The sequence below is a fragment of the Stenotrophomonas sp. a6 genome (assembly GCF_030913325.1).
Taxonomy (GTDB): Bacteria; Pseudomonadota; Gammaproteobacteria; order Xanthomonadales; family Xanthomonadaceae; genus Stenotrophomonas; species Stenotrophomonas maltophilia.
This window is the reverse complement of sequence record NZ_CP133161.1, coordinates 2,748,778-2,765,101: the sequence shown is the minus strand read 5'-3', so window position 1 is coordinate 2,765,101 and position 16,324 is coordinate 2,748,778. Positions and strand designations below refer to the sequence as shown.

The following is a 16,324-nucleotide window of genomic DNA, read 5'->3' as shown; positions in this document are numbered from 1 at the left end:
CAACACTTCGAAGCCCATCCCCCGAATGCGCTATGGACGCGCGCCGGGATCCGTATACGGGGTACCCGCCAGGGCCACCAGCACCCCGGTGGCACCGCGCACGATCAGCTGCAGCATGGCCTCGCGCGGGTCCTCGTGCTGAAGCTGGCTTGCCAGTCCTTTCTCATAGGCCGCCACCATCGACGCCAGCAGCATGGCCGCGCCCAATCGCGCTTCGGCGTCATGTGCTGGCCGGCCGACAGCGTCGGCCATCAATCGCGCCAGATCGTCAGTTAACTGCGCCTGCAGGCGTCGCGCGTGCGCGACCAGTACCGGGCTCTCGGCCACGGTGCCCCAGAAGGCGGCAGCGCCGGTATTGATGCGCAGCAGCGGATGGCCGGCCTCCAGCAACTCACGCACGAGTGACTGGAAGGCCGCGAGCGGGGTCATGGCGCTGCGCGCCATCATGCCCTCGCGCAGCAGCATGCGCGCCTCCTCATCGCGATCGAACACCAGGTCTTCCTTGCTGGCGAAGTAGTTGAAGACCGTCTTGCGTGAGACGCCCGCGGCTTCGGCGATCTCGGACATGGAGACGGCCTCGAAGCCGCGCCGGATGATCAGCTCGGTGGCGACGTCCGAAATCGCTTGTCGGGTCTCGGCCTTGCGTTGTTCGCGACGACCAGGGGGCGAGGTCATGGGCGGTTCACTTGTTAAAACGTACACCGAGTGTAACATTTGGGCCGCCAGAGCGCCGACCCGGCGCTCACAAGGAATCTCCATGCTGTACGACGTTGTCATTGCCGGTGCTGGCCCGGTTGGCTTGTTCCTGTCCTGCGAACTGGCCCAGGCCGGGTGTTCGGTGCTGGTTCTGGAACAGGCCGGGTCCGCTGATTCGCCGTTGAAGCGCCTGCCATCCGGGCTGCGCGGCCTCAACGCCCCCACGCTGGAGGCACTGGATCGGCGCGGCCTGTTGGACGCGGTCGCCGCGACACAGGTCCTCAAGCCCGACAAGGGCGCACCGCCGCCCGGCACCGCTCATTGGCTGGCGCAGCCGCGTGCGCTGGGTGGGCACTTCGCGGGTATTCCATTTGCACTGGACGATGTGGACCAGGCGCGCTGGAGCTGGCGCCTGCCGACACCGGCGGGCACCCAGATGGCGGTGGAGTTGCAGGCCCTGGAAGCGGTGTTTGCCGAACGTGCGGCTGCGCTGGGCGTGCGCATCGAACGCGGGCGTGCGGTACAGGCGGTGGATGCGCACGAGGCGCAGGTTGCCGTGCACACCGGCTCCGGCAGGGTCCACGGCCGCTGGCTGGTCGGTTGTGATGGGGCCCGCAGCACGGTACGCAAGCAATCGGGCTTCCTCTTTGCTGGAACCGGGCCAGAGTTCACCGGGTACACGCTGCTGGTCGAACTGGCAGATGGGTGTGTACTCACACCAGGCCGACAGTTCACCGATCACGGGATGTGCAATTTCAACCCGCCAGGCATGCTGGCGCTGGCCGATTTCGATGGTGGCGCCGGCCATCGCACGCCACTGGACCGGCACACCGCGCAAGCGTTGCTGCGGCGGGTGTCTGGCTGCGAGGCAACGATCACTGCATTGCACCTGGCCACGACATGGACCGATGCTGCGCGCCAGGCGACGGCCTATCGCAGCGGACGTGTGATGTTGGCAGGTGATGCCGCGCACATGCATTCGCCGTTGGGCGGCCAGGGACTGAACCTCGGCATCGGCGATGCGATGAACCTCGGTTGGAAGCTGGCCGCCGTGGCGCGGGGCAAGGCCGATGAGGCGCTGCTGGACAGCTATCAGGCTGAGCGCCATCCGGTGGGCGCCAAGGTGCTGGACTGGTCGCGCGCGCAGGTTGCGCTGATGCGACCCGGGGCCGGTTCGCGCGCACTGGCAGCGATCATGGCCGACCTGGCCGGCACCCGCGATGGGGCCACGTATCTGGCCGAGCGGATCTGGGGTGTTTCGCAGCAGCTGGATCTTGACGGGGACCACCCGCTGGTCGGCAGGAGCGCGCCGGACTTCCGGTTGGTCGATGGCCGCCGCCTGGGCGAACTGCTGAGAGCGGGGCAGGGGGCGCTGCTTGTTTTCGACCCGGCGTCTTCGCCGCCGCAGCATGGCCAACGCTGGCAGCCTTCCATCGCCTGCGCCGCAGATACCGGGGATGTGGCGTCGGGCCTGGGGGCGGTGCTGGTGCGCCCGGATGGCATCGTTGCCTGGGCCTGTGGCACACGGGGGGATATGTCCGGCCTCGATTCAGCGCTTGCTTCCTGGACCGGTCCGACCCGGTGATCTGCCCGCTAATGCGCAGTCACCATCGTCTGCGAGCGACAGCTGGCCTCGGTCATCACCAAGGCCAGCTGCTTCAGTGAGTAGGGCTTGCGCAGCAGCGTGAAACCGTGGCCTGGATCGCGGGCCAGCAGTTCGCTGTAGCCACTGGTGAGGATGATCGGAAGATCGGGCAGGCGGCTGCGGATGGTGCGGGCCAGATCCAGCCCATTGGTCCCGGGCATGACCACGTCGCTGAACACCACGTGGAAACGCGCAGCGTCGCGCTCGAGCTCCGCCAGTGCTTCGTCGGCATTGCGCGCGAGTACGACGTTGTACTCAAGCTCGCGCAGCGCACCGACTGCAAATTCGGCCACATCCACATTGTCTTCCACCACCAGCACGCACAATCCGTGACCATGCAGCAATCCCGGTTGCGCGGTCGGCAGCTCGATGGAGGCGTTTGCCTGCGCCAGCGGCAGATACAGCGTGAAGCGCGTACCGACACCGGCCTGGCTCTGTACGTCCACTTCGCCCTCGGACTGCTTGACGAAGCCGAAAACCTGGCTGAGGCCAAGCCCGGTGCCCGCGCCCACTCCCTTGGTGGTGAAGAATGGCTCGAAGATCCGGTCCACCACGGACGGATCGATACCGGCACCGGTGTCGCTGACGCTGATCGCAGCGAAGTTGCCTTTCATCGGCGCCGCGAACCGTACGGAAGGCACCGATGTCAGCTGTTCCACATCGATCGTCACCTTGCCGTGGCCGTCAATGGCGTCGCGCGCGTTCACCGCGATGTTGATCAGTGCGGTGTCGAGCTGGGTCCGGTCCAGCAGCACCGGCAACGGGGCGTCGGGCAGGTTCACCGACACGGAGATGCGTGCACCCAGCACTGTGGTGATGATGTCTGAAAGCGCGCGTACGCTCTCGCAAAGGTCGAATACCTGCGGCGACAGGCTCTGCCTGCGCGAGAACGCCAGAAGCTGGGCGGTCAGGCGAGTGGCGCGGTCAGCGGCGGTTTCGATCGCCTGTACATAGCGCAGGCGCGCATCTTCGGCCGGCCAGGTATGCAGCAGCATGTCCACGGAACCGGTGATGACCTGCAGCAGATTGTTGAAGTCGTGGGCAACGCCGCCGGTCAGCTGGCCGATGGCCTCCAGCTTCTGCGACTGCCGCAGCTGTTCGCGGGCGCGTACCAGTTCAAGATGGGCCTCGCGTGCCTGCTCGGTGATGGCCGCTACCTGGCGGGTGTGCCGGTCGCGTTCGATCACCCGCTCGGTCTGCTCGCTGACCATGCAGATGATGCCGGCCACGCCTCCGCAACCGGCACGCAGCGGCGAGTAGGAGAACGTCCAGAATGTCTCGCGCAACGTGCCATCACGGTCCATCATCAACGGCATGTTCTTGAAACTGCGGCTTGTACCGCCGAAGGCGTCGTTGACAGCATCGACGACGTCGGCCCAGACGTCCGCCCAGACGTCTTCCAATCGGCTGCCCATGGCGCCGTGCAGCTTGCCGCCCAGCATCGGCAGGTAGGCATCGTTGAAGAAGAACGCCTTGTTGTCGTGGCCCCATGCGATCCACAGAGGCTCCGGAGAATCCAGGATCATCGCCAGCAGAGCGCGAAGTTCGGGAGGAGCGTTGATCGCGTCGGTGGAACGGGCCCAGTCGCTGTCCTGCAGCAGTCGGTAGGCGAGTTGATCGGGTGCCGAGACAGGAAGGGGGAAGGGATGCATGGCCGTGCGCGAAGAAAGGTGCCGCAGCTTAGCCGAGGTGATGTCATTGCGCCCTGCACAGCTCCTTTGCCCTGGCTGTCATCGGCCCTGCGCGGCGCACGAGGTGACTCACGGGGCGCCCTCTGACTGCACCATCATCCCTGCGCCAACAGCCTGCGTCGTGGCACCGTCGTATTGCAGCCTCAGACACCCAGAAGCGAATTCACCTGCCAATCGGCAACCCGCGCATGGCTCACCGCCTGATGACTGCCGCATCCGTCGCAGCGGAACAAGGCGCCGCCCGGCAGCTGGACCAGATTGTCTTCGCTGGCCGAGCGGGTTTCAGAGCAATGCCGGCAGATGACAGTGAGCGCCGTAATGCGCTCCACCCCGCCAGACAGGTCGAACACAGCTTCAAAGGCATGGATGACAGGGTGACCAGTGGCCGGCATCGGGAAAGTCGTCGTGATGGGGAGGCCTTATCCTGCCCCCCCGATCGTGACGGGCTGGTCATCCGCATGCATTGGAACGATCAAGATGCCCGGCGGCTCAGAGATCCTTCTTCTTGCCGCTCAGGTCGATCGGCCTGTCACTGCCCTTGCGCTCGCTCGACCACACTTCCATGCTCTTGTTGCAGCGGCTCTCGCGGGCAGCCACTTCGGGTGGCAGGTCCTTCAGATGCGGCGACTCCTGGCAGGCCTGGTGCATGTTGCTGTCGTCATACGTGGCACAGGCGCTGAGCGTGGCCAGGGCAATGGCGGTGAGGGAGGCGCGAAGCAGGGGCTGCAGGGTCATGGGGGGTCTCGGGTGGTGCCGGGCTGGCCATGGAATTCAAATACGTGACCCCGGGCACGAGCAATCCGTCCAATTGCACTTGTTATTCTGTAACAGATGCGCGATGGTCCGGCGCCTGCTGCTGTCAGGCGACGCAGATCATCAGGATCATGCTCAGCGCCAGCATCAGCACGAATACGCGCCGGCTCAGCGCAAGGCAGGCCAGGCAGGCGGCCAGTGCCCAGGCAGCCAGCAGCGCGCAGGCCAGCAGCCACAGCCCGATCACGATCAAGGATCCGGTCGCCAGCGCCGACAACGCGATGGCCTTGTACAGAGCCACGCCCAACACGCTGCCGAGCACGCCCGCCTGCAGGGCGATGGCATCGTGATGTGCGGGGGCAGGCGCGTGGAGCATGGTGGCTGGATGGTTGCAAGCGTGAGCGGCGCGCGTACTGTGCCCGAATACACATCCACGCCATGTGTACTTCGCCGACGGCGTGATCAGTGACGGCGGCGCGACAGCAATAGCCCAATGCCCACCACGGGCACGATCCCAAGGATCGGTGCTCTGTACAACGGCCAGCCATGCAGTACGCCCGTGATCACCAGTGCCGCCGTCGCCAGCAACAGGCCCGCACCCCAAACGCGTGCGGGCCAGGCACCGAAGAAGTGGCGACGTTGCGGAGCCGCGGCAGCGTTGGCGGGCCGATCTGCGAGCGCCTCTGCCAGTGCGTCCCGGAAGGTTGGGAAATCATGCATCGATGCCCGCGTGCGCTGCAGCAGCACGCTCGGTCCATCGATCAGGATCAGATCGACATGATCGTCCAGGTTGTAGGACCGGATCTGCTTGAACGGGAGAGGAGGACGGTGCTGGAATACCAGACGATCCTGTTCCAGTACCACCCGGTCCCGTTGTGGGGAATAGACAACGAAGCCGAGAATCAGCGGCGACAGCGTGAAAATCGCTGCGGCGCCCAGTGCCGGAAGCGGCCCAAGTTCGGGTGCGACGGCAAACAGGAGTATTGCCAGTGGTCCGGCTCCGGCGGCAACGATGGCGTACTGGTGATAGCGCCTGAAGATGCGTACTTCGCTGCCGATTTTCCGCGGCCGGGCGGGGAGACGGGAGCGGGCGGTGGGTGACTTCATGGACTGCGTTCGATCACGGCATTCTGGCAAGAAAGCGTGGCGTCGCGTTGCAATGAAGTCCATACAACTATTTCGAATCCACCCTTGCTGGACCCCTGTGTGAGTCCTCGTGCGCCTTCGCCCATGCATCTGCTCAGTCGAACTCGCCCTCGGCCGATTCCAACCGCTGCCGGTACGCCGCCCGATGCTGGTACAGGCGCTGGCACTCGGTGGACCGGTGGATCCGGCTGGCCGGTTCGTTGGCCACGGCGTCGCACATCCTTGCGATGTGGTTGTTGGACGCCAGTTCGGTCACGAAGAACACGGCGGTGATGCCGGTACCCAGCAGCACGACATAGAGCAGGCGGCTGAGCCAGCGCGTGCGCTTGCGCTCGAAGTGCTGCTGGAGGGTCAGGTCGAAGCGGATGATGCTGAGCACGATCCAGATGATCGCGACGAGGAAGCAGATGGTAGGCAGCAGGCCTCGCCAGAGTCCTGCTTCGTACACCGACTCGCTGTAGTGAACTGCTGCCCCGGCACCTGCGATGGCGATCGCCAGCGCCCAGTTACGGCCCAGCGAGAGCAGGTCATCGAGCAGCTTCTCGCGGTTCCTGGTCGATCCTGCTGCCACGTGGGCTCCATCTCCATGCTGCGACCGGCGGCGGAACTGCCGCCGATCCTGCAGATGGTGGAGCATCGCTGCGGCGATGAGAAGACCGCGCGGCTCAGTGTGCGATGGCGCGGGCGCCGATCCAGCGCCGGTAGCGGCGGGTCCGACACTTTGCGGCCGCCTGTGCCAGCAGCAGGGCCCATACTGGTGAAACGGTGGGTGCGGTGGGGCGGCGCCGGCTCAGCCGGCCCAGCTGATACTTCACTGCGGCCATGTGCGCACTGGCCGCCAGCGGCTTGCTGCGCCAGTTGATGTCGCGCAGTGTCGGCACCGGATCGCGGCCCTGCTGCCAGTGCTGCGGCAGATCCGGCTCGATCGCCAGCGCGGTGGCGATGCCGACCATGGCCACGCCGCTGGCCAGCACCTGCTCTGCCACTTCGCGGCGGCGGATGCCGCCGGTGACCATCAGCGGCATCGTTGCCACCTTGGCGATCTCGCGCGCGAATTCGAGGAAGTACGCTTCGCGGGCCACGCTGCGTTCGTCGCGTGCGGCGCCGGTCATGGCCGGTGCTTCATAGCTGCCGCCGGACAGTTCGACCAGATCCACGCCGAGGGGCGCCAGCATCTCGACCACTTCGCGCGCGTCCTCGGGCGAGAAGCCGCCGCGCTGGAAATCGGCGGAGTTGAGCTTCACCGCCACTGCGAAGGCGGGCGCCACCGCCGCGCGCACACCCTGCACGATCTCCAGCAGCAGGCGCGCACGGTTCTGCAGGCTGCCACCCCAGCGGTCATCGCGGCGGTTCGACAGCGGCGACAGGAACTGGCTGAGCAGGTAGCCGTGCGCGGCATGGATCTCCACTCCGCTGAAACCGGCGCGCTCGGCCAGCTCGGCACTGCGGATGAAGCGGGCGATCACGTCTTCAATATCCGCCTCGGTCATCGCCCGCGGCGGCGCGAACTGTTTGGACAGTGCGCCCATGTCCAAGGGGACCGCCGAAGGCGCCAATGCCGGCTGGCCGAGCGCGGCCGGCATCTGCCGCCCGGGGTGGTTGATCTGCATCCACATCTGCACCCCGCGCGAGCGCGCGGCGTCGGCCCAGGCGATGAAACGCTCCAGGTGGCGATCGTCCTCCAGCACCACGCCGCCGGGGCCGGTCATGGCGCGGCCATCAACCATCACGTTGCCGGTGATGATCAGTCCGGCGCCGCCGTCGGCCCAGCGCTGGTACAACTGCAGCAGCGCTTCGGAGGGGGCGTGGTCGGCGTCGGCCATGTTCTCCTCCATCGCCGCCTTGGCGATGCGGTTGCGGATGAGGGCGCCGGAAGGCAGCGCCAGGGGCGAGAACAGCGACATGGGACAGCTCCAGGACAGGGGAATGGCGCTACGCTAACCTTCAAGTTTTATTGAAGGTCAATGGGTTCCGATGTCGAGGATTCAGGCAGATGAAGATCGGTGAGCTGGCCCGCCGCACGGGCCTGGCGGCGTCACGCATCCGCTTCTATGAGGAGGCAGGGTTGCTGGTCGTCCAGCGGCAGGCCAACGGCTACCGCGACTACCCGGAGCAGGCGGTGCTGCTGCTGGAGCTGATTACCGGTGCGCAGCGCGCCGGCTTCAGCCTGGAGGAGATACGCGCCTTGCTGCCACCGGACATGGGCCAGTGGCAGCACGACGCATTGATCTCAATGCTGCAGCAGAAGGTGGCCGACATCGAGGCGCTGCAGTTGCGGCTGGCAGAGAGCCGGGCGCACCTGCTGGCCCTGATCGAGGACATCCAGGCGCGGCCGGAGGGCATCGACTGCGCGGCCAACTCGCGGCGGGTGCTGGAGCGCGTCAAGCGCGGTGAGCTGGCGCGCCCGACACTTGCGGCCGGCGATACGGCGTTGCTGCGGCCGGATCGCCGCCGCCGCGCGGGCAGCAGCTGACAATCCGGCGCGAAGGTCAGTGGCTGCCCACGCCGGCTGTCTTGCGCTTCCTGTCCAGCATCACCGCCACGCACCACAGCAGCAGGCCGCCGATGGCGGTGGCGGCACCGACATAGCCGGTGCTGGCCGGGCTGAAGCCGGCACTGATCGCCATGCCGCCCAGCCACGGCCCCAGCGCATTGGCGGTATTGAAGGCGGCATGGTTGGAGGCGGCGGCCAGGGTCTGTGCTTCGCCGGCCACGTCCATCAGGCGCGTCTGCAGCACCGCCGCCAGCGCGCCCATGGTGCCGACGGTGATGATCATCGGACCGATCGTCCACACCGACTGCGCGGCCAGCGGATACAGCAGCAGCATCACGATCGACCACAGCAGCACCACCGCGGCGGCCTTGAAGTGGAACTTGTCCACCAGCCAGCCACCGGCGATGTTGCCGATGATCGCGCCGATGCCGAACACGCCCACCGCCAGCGGCATCCACGATTCGGCCACGCCGGTGACCTGCACCAGGGTCGGTGCCAGGTAGGTGAACACGCAGAACATACCAGCGAAGCCAACGGCGCCGATCGCCAGCGCCAGCCACACCTGGGTGGTGTTGAAGGCGCGCAGTTCGCGCATCGGCGAGGTACGGACCTCGTCCGGGTCCGGCAGCAGGAAGCGCGCGATCATCGCCACGGTGGCGATGGCCAGCACGCTGACCAGGGCAAAGGCGGTGCGCCAGCTCAGCTGCTGGCCCAGCCAGGTGGTCAGCGGATTGCCGACCAGGATCGCGATCGACAGGCCCAGCAACACGCGCGACATCGCCTGGCCGCGCTGGCCGGCCGGGCTGATCGCGGCGGCAACCAGCATCGCCACGCCGAAGTAGGCGCCATGCGGCAGGCCGGCGACGAAACGCGCAATGAGCATCGTGCCGTAGTTCGGCGCCAGTGCGCTGGCCAGGTTGCCGACGGCATAGAAGCCCATCAGTGCCAGCAGCAGCTTGCGGCGAGGGAAGCTGGCGCCGACGAAGGCGAGGATCGGGGCGCCGACGACCACGCCGATGGCGTAGGCGCTGATCAGGTGGCCGACCTGGGTTTCGGAAATCGACAGGCCGCGGCTGATCTCCAGCATCAGGCCCATGCTGGCGAATTCACTGGTGCCGATGGCGAAGCCGCCCAGCGACAAGGCAAGGATGATCAGGGTGCGCTGACGGGGCGTCAGCCGCGCAGCCAGGGAAGAGTTGGGGCTCATGCGGGGCGCGATGGGGGCGGGGAGCCGGTCATTGTACTGCTGCACCGCAACAAGGGCAGCAGCACTCAGGGTAAATCAGCGTTTGATCGGTGACACGTTCGCCCACCCGCCATCGCGCGGCGCGATCAGATGCCCAGCGCTGCCCGGGCGTGCGCATACTTGCCGCGCAGGCGCCCGGCCGTCGCCGCGTCGAGCATCGCCAAGCGCTGCGGATCGGCGTTGTCATCCAGATCGGCCTGCTTCACCTTCAGTGCCAGCGGGTGGGCGGCAATGCGCGCGTAGTAGCTGTCCGCGTCGGGGGCCGCGTCGCGGTTGAGCAGGTGGACCGCCTCGCGCAGCGGGGCGGGAAAGACCTCGATCCGTGCGGCAAACGCCGGGCAGTCTTCGGCTACGTCATGCAGCCAGGCCACCACTTCGGCGTCATCGTCGCCGCGCACCGCGGCCGCCACCCGCGCCACATGGCAGATGTAAGGCTGGCCGGCCTTGTCCGTCTGGCCCGCGTGGGCCTCGGTGGCCAGCGTGCGTGCAAGTGCTACCCAGTCCATTGCAGTCTCCTTGGATATCCGCAGACAGTTTCGCGCAGAAACCGTAGCGCTTGTGCATACGCCGATGACACTGCGATGGGCATCATGGCGGGGCAGGGGACGCAGTGTTGCCCCGACAAGGAGGAATGCGATGCAGGAATTCAGGCATGTGCTGGAAACCCGTGGCCGCTATCAGCTGGTAGCAGTGTCCTACGAGCCGGTGTACGCTCCGGGCGATGTGGTCGGCCATGCGGTCGTCGCCGACGATGGGGATCGTCTGACCGACCTGGTATCACTGGCCGAAGCGCGCCAACTGCTGTTGCAGCGGGTGCGTGAAGAGGGCGAAGAGCCCGGGCTGGAGAACGAAAACAACCTGCGGAAGAAGGCGTCGCGCTGGCGCCGCCGCTAGGCCGTCGCGCCCTCGTGCGCATCATGGAGGATTCGGGTGTTGCCCAGTAAGAAGTATCTGCTCATCGCCATCGTCACGCTGGCGACCCTGCTGCTTGGTTTCGTGTTTTCCGGCTACCTGACCCTGTTGTTCCTGGGGTTGGACACCAAGCTGTTCACCTGGAACACGTACTACCAGTACTACCACGCCATCGGCCAACCGCAGGTTGCGCCGTTCGTGGGCAAGATCAAGTGGGCCGGCTACGTGGGCTTCGGCTTGCCGCTGCTGGTCCTGCTGGTGACCGGTCTGGTGCTGCTGCTGAAGAAGGACAAGCGCTCGCTGCATGGCGACGCGCGTTTCGCCACCGGCGCCGACCTGTCCAGGCATGGCATGTTCAAGAAGACCGGCCAGAGCATCGTGGTCGGCAGCCATGGCGGCAAACTGGTGCGGCTGGATGGCCAGCAGTTCGTGATTCTTGCGGCACCCACCCGTTCAGGCAAGGGCGTGGGCGTGGTCATCCCGAACCTGCTGGAATACGGCGAATCGCTGGTGGTGCTGGACATCAAGCAGGAGAACTTCGACCTGACCAGCGGCTGGCGCGCCAGCCAGGGCCAGGAGATCTACCTGTTCAATCCCTTCGCCGAGGATCGGCGCACGCACCGCTGGAACCCGCTCAGCTATGTCTCCGATGATCCGGCATTCCGGGTGTCGGACCTGATGAGCATCGCCGCGATGCTGTATCCGGACGGCGCCGAGGACCAGAAGTTCTGGGTCAGCCAGGCGCGCAACGCGTTCATGGCCTTCACCCTGTATCTGTTCGAAAACTGGGACGACGAGCGCAGCAGCGGCTTCCCGGGCGGCTCGGGCACGCCGACGCTGGGTTCTGTCTACCGGTTGTCATCCGGCGATGGCACCGATCTGAAGAAGTACCTCAAGGCCTTGTCGGAGCGTTCATTCCTCAGTGGCAACGCGCGATCGGCGTTCGCCAACATGCTGTCCCAGGCCGACGAGACCTTCGCCTCGATCCTGGGCACCTTCAAGGAACCGCTCAATCCCTGGATCAACCCGGTGCTGGACAAGGCCACCAGCAGCAACGACTTCCTGCTGACCGACGTGCGCAAGAAGAAGATGACCATCTACATCGGCATCCAGCCGAACAAGCTGGCCGAGAGCCGGCTGATCATCAACCTGTTCTTCAGCCAGCTGATCAACCTCAACACCAAGGAACTGCCCAAGTCCAACCCGGACCTGAAGTACCAGTGCCTGCTGCTGATGGACGAATTCACCTCGATCGGCAAGGTCGAGATCATCGCCTCGGCGGTGTCCTACATGGCCGGTTACAACATCCGCCTGCTGCCGATCATCCAGAGCATGTCCCAGCTCGACGCCACCTACGGCCGGGAAGTCTCGCGCACGATCATCACCAACCACGCGCTGCAGATCCTGTACGCGCCGCGCGAGCAGCAGGACGCCAACGACTATTCGGACATGCTGGGCTACACCACCATCCGCAAGAAGAACGTCACGCACGCCCGCGAGAAGACCCACAGCTTCACCGAGGAGCGGCGGGCACTGATGCTGCCGCAGGAGCTGAAGGCGATGGGGCCGGACAAGGAAGTGTTCCTGTACGAGGGCATACCGCATCCGGTGAAGTGCGACAAGATCCGCTACTACAAGGATCGCTACTTCACCTCGCGGCTGCTGCCGAAAGTCGACGTTCCAATGCTTAACGTCTAATTCACGTCGTTAAATTTGTGACGTAGATTCATATTCATTGACGTGAAAACGTGAGTTGAGTCAAGAATTCGGCATTTGTTCATAGATTTTCAGACTTGTCTGACATGGAATTGACGCGTGGTTGTGCGACCCTGTGCATGCCGTTCAGAAATGTGTGATGGATGGCAGATGTTGTAGAGCAGGGTGGCCAGGAGTTTGTGCCATGAAACATGGATGGTTTCGACGTTGGTGAGGTATGCGGGTGTGTCGCCGGGAGTGTCTGGCGGCCCCGCGACTTGGTTGGCAGCCGTTGGCTGCAGGGGAGCCGGAGTGGGTGTGCTGCCAGTCAGTGCGTCGCTCCGATTCCGGCGTGCGCGACGCAGCGCCGGACGACCAGGGGACCAATGCTCGGGACTGCTTTTTCGTACGTCAAAGTGAAGCCCGTATGAATCAGGCGTTTATCGCGAAAATGTCCATCGCCGCAGTGGCGGCGTTGATGGTGGCCGGTTGCGCCACCAAGTCCGCTCCCGATTTCGGAGGCCGCTGGAAGCCGGTGAACCGCTTTGCTGCGGCAACCACCGAGATCCCGCTGTACTCCAGCTACGTCTACCAGGCCTCGCCGATGGATGGCACGCTCAAAGCCATGCTCGAGCGCTGGGCCAAGGATTCCGGACGCACGCTGGATTACCGCCTGAGCTCGGACTTCACCCTGTACGGCGCGGTTTCCAACATCGACACCACCAACGCTCAGCAGGCCGTGATCGATCTGACGGCGGCCTATGCAGCGCAGGGCATCTCCGTCTCCATCGTTGGCAACCAGATCGTTGTGCAGAGCGCTGGTTCGACGCCGACCGCGTCGGCACAGGGCGCTGATTCCAACAGCGGCACCTGAGTCCACCTCGAAATCATCGAACGTGCCGCTCCCCGCGCCTGTCGCAGGGGTGCCACGCCCATTGATGTTTCAGCAGTACGGAAGAATCCATGTTCCGCAAGAAGGATCCCGGCAATAGTCCCAAGGTCGAGCAGTCGGTCGCCAAGGCGGTCAGCTACGAGATCACCGTGGCCGACATGGCGCGTCGCAGTGAGCGCCGTGCCTGGTGGGTCGCCACCGGCTCATTGCTGATGTCGCTGGCACTGGCTGGCGGCTACTACTACATGCTGCCGCTGAAGGAGAAGGTGCCGTTCCTGGTGATGGCCGATGCCTACACGGGTACCGCTACGGTGGCGCGCCTGAGGGGCACGTTCCAGGGCGAGACGATCACCACCAATGAAGCGGTCAACCGCAGCAATGTCGCCCAGTACGTGCTGGCGCGCGAGTCGTACGACTCCGCGGTGATGGGGTTGCGCGACTGGGAGCTGGTGTTCGTCATGTCCAGTGATGCCGTGGCCGCAAGCATGAAGCAGCGCTATGCCAGCAACAATCCGCAGAATCCGTTCGTGATGTACGGCCGGGGCAAGGCGATCAGGGTCAAGATCCTCAGCATCACCCCGCTGGGCGTGCAGGCGAACGGCAGCTTCCGTGGCGCGTCCGTGCGCATCCAGCGCAGCCTGCTTGACAAGCGCAGCGGTGCATCGACCTATCTGGACAACCAGCTGGTCACCATGCGCTTCCAGTACAACCAGAATCTGGCGCTCTCCGAACAGGACCGCGTGCTCAACCCATTGGCGTTCCAGGTCACGGAGTACCGTGTCGACAACGACTATGCGCGCGGCGTGCCCGTGCCGGATGACGGTGCCATGCAGCAGCAGGCCCAGGATGCCGCGCAACAGGCACAGCTCGCCGCACAGCAGGCGCAGGGCATGTACGTTCCGAACAATCCGGCCGCTGCCACCATGATCGATCCCGCCACCGGTCAGCCTGTCGCAGTGCCGGCCAATGGGCAGATGCAGCCGATGCAGGGTGCGCCCATGCAGGGGCAGCCGGTCCAGGGGCAGCCGATGCCGGGGCAGGGCGCGCCGGGACAGCCGGCAATGATGCCGGCACCGAACCATTCCACCGGAAATGCTGATGGAGCAAGCAACCGATGAGTAGTCGAAAAATCAGGGGAAGCGCGTGGGCGCTGCTGTCGTTGCTGTCGCTGGTGTTTTCCAGCGCGGCGATGGCACAGGCAGTTGACCACTACGAGTATGAGAAGGACCGCATCTACCCGGTTCGCACCGGCCTGGGCCTCACCACCCAGATCGAGCTGAGCCCGAACGAGAAGATCCTCGACTACAGCACCGGCTTCAGCAGCGGCTGGGAACTCACCCGTCGCGAGAACGTGTTCTATCTCAAGCCGAAGAACGTCGACGTCGACACCAACATGATGGTGCGTACCGAGACCCATTCGTACATTTTCGAGCTGAAGGTCGTTGCCACCGACTGGCGCCAGCTTGAGCAGGCCCGTCGCGCCGGCGTGCAGTACAAGATCGCATTCGTCTATCCGAATGACACTGTGTTCGGCCCTGCCCAGTCGGCGGTCGAGGAGGAGGCGCAGCCGCTGCTCAGTACCGAGCTGGCCAAGGATCGCCAATACAACTTCAACTACTCCTATTCGACCAGCAAGGCCAAGAAGATGGGATGGCTGGTCCCGGTCAACGCCTACGATGATGGCCGTTTCACCTATCTGAAACTGCCCAACTCGCCCGAGTACAAGACCGGTATCTTCCCGGCCGTATTCGGTCGCGAGAAGGAGTATGGCGAGGATTTCGTGGTCAACACCACGGTTGAGGGCAATACGCTGATCGTGCACGGGACGTACCCGTACCTGGTCATCCGCCACGGCGACTTCGTCGTCGGCCTGCGAAGGAACGTGAAGAAATGAGCCAGCAGAACACTCCCGAAAACGATCCGAATCCGTCTCCGTACGGACAGGGGCCTGCGGCTCAGGAGCCATCGGCGAACCCCTACTACGGGCACGCGCAGGCAGAGGCGGCGCCGGATCTGGATGCCAGTGCCCCACAGCTTCGCTCTGCGGAAGAGCAGCGCTTGAACCGCAAGGCGCTGTTGTTCCTCGGCGGCATCCTGGTGTTGTTGCTGGCCATGGGCTTCCTGCTGCTGCGCAAGGGCAAGGAAGACGCTGAAGAAGCCAAGGCGCCGCCGCAGGTTGCACGTTCGAGCACCCCCGACCTGCCGATCATTGCACCCTCCGCGATTCGCGAGGCCGCCCGGGAAGCCGCCGAGCCCATTCCGATGCTGCCGCCACCGCCGCAGGAAACGATGGGCCCGACGTTCATTCCTCGTGCCGAACCCGAACGCGAGGTCGAGCGTGGCCCGAGTCTGCTGGATCGCCGCATTGCCGGTAGTGGTGGCGCAGGCGTGGGCACGGGCGACGCTGGCGGCCAGGCCGCAGCAGGGGACAACGACGATCCCTACATGCAGGCCACGTTGGCTGCGCTGCAGGCGCAGAACGGCAATGCTCCGCCGGCCAAGGTGCGCCGCGGGCCTGATGTGGAGGATGTGTCCAATGCTTCCTACATCCGGAGCCCCGACGCGCTGCTGGTGCGTGGCACCTATCTGCGTTGTGTACTCGAGACCCGCATCATCACCGATCTTGCAGGTTATACGTCGTGCCTGTTGACCGAGCCGGTCTACTCGATCAACGGCCGCAGCCTGCTGCTGCCCAAGGGGTCCAAGATCTATGGTGCGTACGGTGGCGGTCCCAAGGGCAAGCGCGTGGAAGTGATCTGGGATCGCATCACCACGCCCAATGGCATCGACGTGGCCATGTCCAGCCCGGGCGTGGATCAGCTGGGTGGTGCTGGTCATCCTGGCCAGTACAGCGCGCACTGGGGTAGTCGCATTGCGTCGGCGTTGATGATCAGCCTGATCGCCGACGCCTTCAAGTACGCCGCAGCCGAGCATGGTCCAGAGTCGACGACGGTTTCCAGCAATGGTTTCGCCGTTCGTTCGCCCTATGAAAGCGCCACTGCGCGCACGATGGAGCGTCTCGCCAACGAAGCCCTCACCAGTTCGAATCGCCCGCCGACTGTCACCATCAACCAGGGCACCATCGTGAACGTCTACGTCGCAAAGGACGTTGACTTCACCAACGTGCTCAACCCGCGCCGGTAACCCGAAGAAC

General features: G+C 65.1%; 18 protein-coding genes. 8 read left to right on the top strand and 10 right to left on the bottom strand.

Going from position 1 to position 16,324, the window contains the following annotated elements; translation table 11 throughout:
- Nucleotides 1-30 precede the first annotated feature (30 nt).
- Nucleotides 31-675, bottom strand: a complete 645-nt coding sequence (locus Q9Q79_RS12805; RefSeq protein WP_049396603.1) for a TetR/AcrR family transcriptional regulator — start codon at nucleotides 673-675, stop codon at nucleotides 31-33.
- Between the two features lie 82 nt (nucleotides 676-757).
- Between Q9Q79_RS12805 and Q9Q79_RS12800 the strand changes: the two genes are divergently transcribed.
- Nucleotides 758-2,281, top strand: a complete 1,524-nt coding sequence (locus tag Q9Q79_RS12800; RefSeq protein ID WP_201862281.1) for an FAD-dependent monooxygenase — start codon at nucleotides 758-760, stop codon at nucleotides 2,279-2,281.
- 8 nt (nucleotides 2,282-2,289) lie between these two features.
- Here Q9Q79_RS12800 and Q9Q79_RS12795 read toward each other — a convergent pair whose 3' ends face one another.
- From Q9Q79_RS12795 to Q9Q79_RS12765, 7 genes are all read right to left on the bottom strand, one after another.
- Entirely contained in the window at nucleotides 2,290-3,993 is a 1,704-nt protein-coding gene (locus Q9Q79_RS12795; RefSeq protein ID WP_049396605.1) for a PAS domain-containing sensor histidine kinase, read from the bottom strand.
- A gap of 182 nt (nucleotides 3,994-4,175) precedes the next feature.
- Nucleotides 4,176-4,424 carry a hypothetical protein gene (locus tag Q9Q79_RS12790; RefSeq protein WP_005410137.1) on the bottom strand — a complete coding sequence of 83 codons (249 nt, stop codon included), beginning with the start codon at nucleotides 4,422-4,424 and terminating at the stop codon, nucleotides 4,176-4,178.
- 97 nt (nucleotides 4,425-4,521) lie between these two features.
- The gene (locus Q9Q79_RS12785; RefSeq protein ID WP_044570470.1) at nucleotides 4,522-4,767 is read right to left on the bottom strand and encodes a hypothetical protein; all 246 of its coding nucleotides are present in this window, start codon (nucleotides 4,765-4,767) and stop codon (nucleotides 4,522-4,524) included.
- A 124-nt stretch (nucleotides 4,768-4,891) separates the two neighbouring features.
- A complete protein-coding gene (locus tag Q9Q79_RS12780; protein ID WP_005410135.1) occupies nucleotides 4,892-5,161 on the bottom strand; it encodes a hypothetical protein in 270 nt (89 codons plus the stop codon).
- Nucleotides 5,162-5,247: 86 nt separating this feature from the next.
- Nucleotides 5,248-5,892 carry a hypothetical protein gene (locus tag Q9Q79_RS12775; RefSeq protein WP_111197164.1) on the bottom strand — a complete coding sequence of 215 codons (645 nt, stop codon included), beginning with the start codon at nucleotides 5,890-5,892 and terminating at the stop codon, nucleotides 5,248-5,250.
- A gap of 133 nt (nucleotides 5,893-6,025) precedes the next feature.
- Complete coding sequence (locus Q9Q79_RS12770) at nucleotides 6,026-6,502, bottom strand: hypothetical protein (RefSeq protein ID WP_060380631.1); 477 nt, start codon at nucleotides 6,500-6,502, stop codon at nucleotides 6,026-6,028.
- 94 nt (nucleotides 6,503-6,596) lie between these two features.
- On the bottom strand, nucleotides 6,597-7,835 hold the full coding sequence (locus Q9Q79_RS12765; protein ID WP_049396610.1) for an NADH:flavin oxidoreductase/NADH oxidase family protein: 1,239 nt from the start codon (nucleotides 7,833-7,835) through the stop codon (nucleotides 6,597-6,599).
- A gap of 89 nt (nucleotides 7,836-7,924) precedes the next feature.
- Here Q9Q79_RS12765 and Q9Q79_RS12760 point away from each other — a divergent pair, with 89 nt between their 5' ends.
- Entirely contained in the window at nucleotides 7,925-8,404 is a 480-nt protein-coding gene (locus Q9Q79_RS12760) for a MerR family transcriptional regulator (protein WP_005410131.1), read from the top strand.
- 16 nt (nucleotides 8,405-8,420) lie between these two features.
- Here Q9Q79_RS12760 and Q9Q79_RS12755 read toward each other — a convergent pair whose 3' ends face one another.
- A complete protein-coding gene (locus Q9Q79_RS12755; protein ID WP_005410130.1) occupies nucleotides 8,421-9,632 on the bottom strand; it encodes an MFS transporter in 1,212 nt (403 codons plus the stop codon).
- Between the two features lie 125 nt (nucleotides 9,633-9,757).
- Nucleotides 9,758-10,177 carry an HD domain-containing protein gene (locus Q9Q79_RS12750; protein ID WP_005410129.1) on the bottom strand — a complete coding sequence of 140 codons (420 nt, stop codon included), beginning with the start codon at nucleotides 10,175-10,177 and terminating at the stop codon, nucleotides 9,758-9,760.
- 130 nt (nucleotides 10,178-10,307) lie between these two features.
- On the opposite strand from Q9Q79_RS12750, the gene Q9Q79_RS12745 reads away from it, so the two are divergent.
- From Q9Q79_RS12745 to Q9Q79_RS12720, 6 genes are all read left to right on the top strand, one after another.
- Nucleotides 10,308-10,565, top strand: coding sequence for a hypothetical protein (locus tag Q9Q79_RS12745; RefSeq protein WP_005410128.1), 258 nt, complete (start codon nucleotides 10,308-10,310; stop codon nucleotides 10,563-10,565).
- A gap of 36 nt (nucleotides 10,566-10,601) precedes the next feature.
- A complete protein-coding gene (locus Q9Q79_RS12740; RefSeq protein WP_005410127.1) occupies nucleotides 10,602-12,281 on the top strand; it encodes a type IV secretory system conjugative DNA transfer family protein in 1,680 nt (559 codons plus the stop codon).
- Nucleotides 12,282-12,705: 424 nt separating this feature from the next.
- The gene (locus Q9Q79_RS12735; RefSeq protein WP_012480646.1) at nucleotides 12,706-13,152 is read left to right on the top strand and encodes a hypothetical protein; all 447 of its coding nucleotides are present in this window, start codon (nucleotides 12,706-12,708) and stop codon (nucleotides 13,150-13,152) included.
- Nucleotides 13,153-13,241: 89 nt separating this feature from the next.
- Nucleotides 13,242-14,288, top strand: coding sequence for a type IV secretion system protein (locus Q9Q79_RS12730; RefSeq protein WP_043034645.1), 1,047 nt, complete (start codon nucleotides 13,242-13,244; stop codon nucleotides 14,286-14,288).
- On the top strand, nucleotides 14,285-15,064 hold the full coding sequence (locus Q9Q79_RS12725; protein ID WP_012480644.1) for a TrbG/VirB9 family P-type conjugative transfer protein: 780 nt from the start codon (nucleotides 14,285-14,287) through the stop codon (nucleotides 15,062-15,064). The genes Q9Q79_RS12730 and Q9Q79_RS12725 overlap by 4 nt, the downstream gene beginning before the upstream one ends.
- Nucleotides 15,061-16,314 (top strand): TrbI/VirB10 family protein, encoded by a 1,254-nt coding sequence (locus tag Q9Q79_RS12720; RefSeq protein ID WP_012480643.1) that lies wholly within the window; start codon nucleotides 15,061-15,063, stop codon nucleotides 16,312-16,314. Before Q9Q79_RS12725 ends, Q9Q79_RS12720 begins: the two co-directional genes overlap by 4 nt.
- The last annotated feature ends 10 nt before the right edge of the window (nucleotides 16,315-16,324 follow it).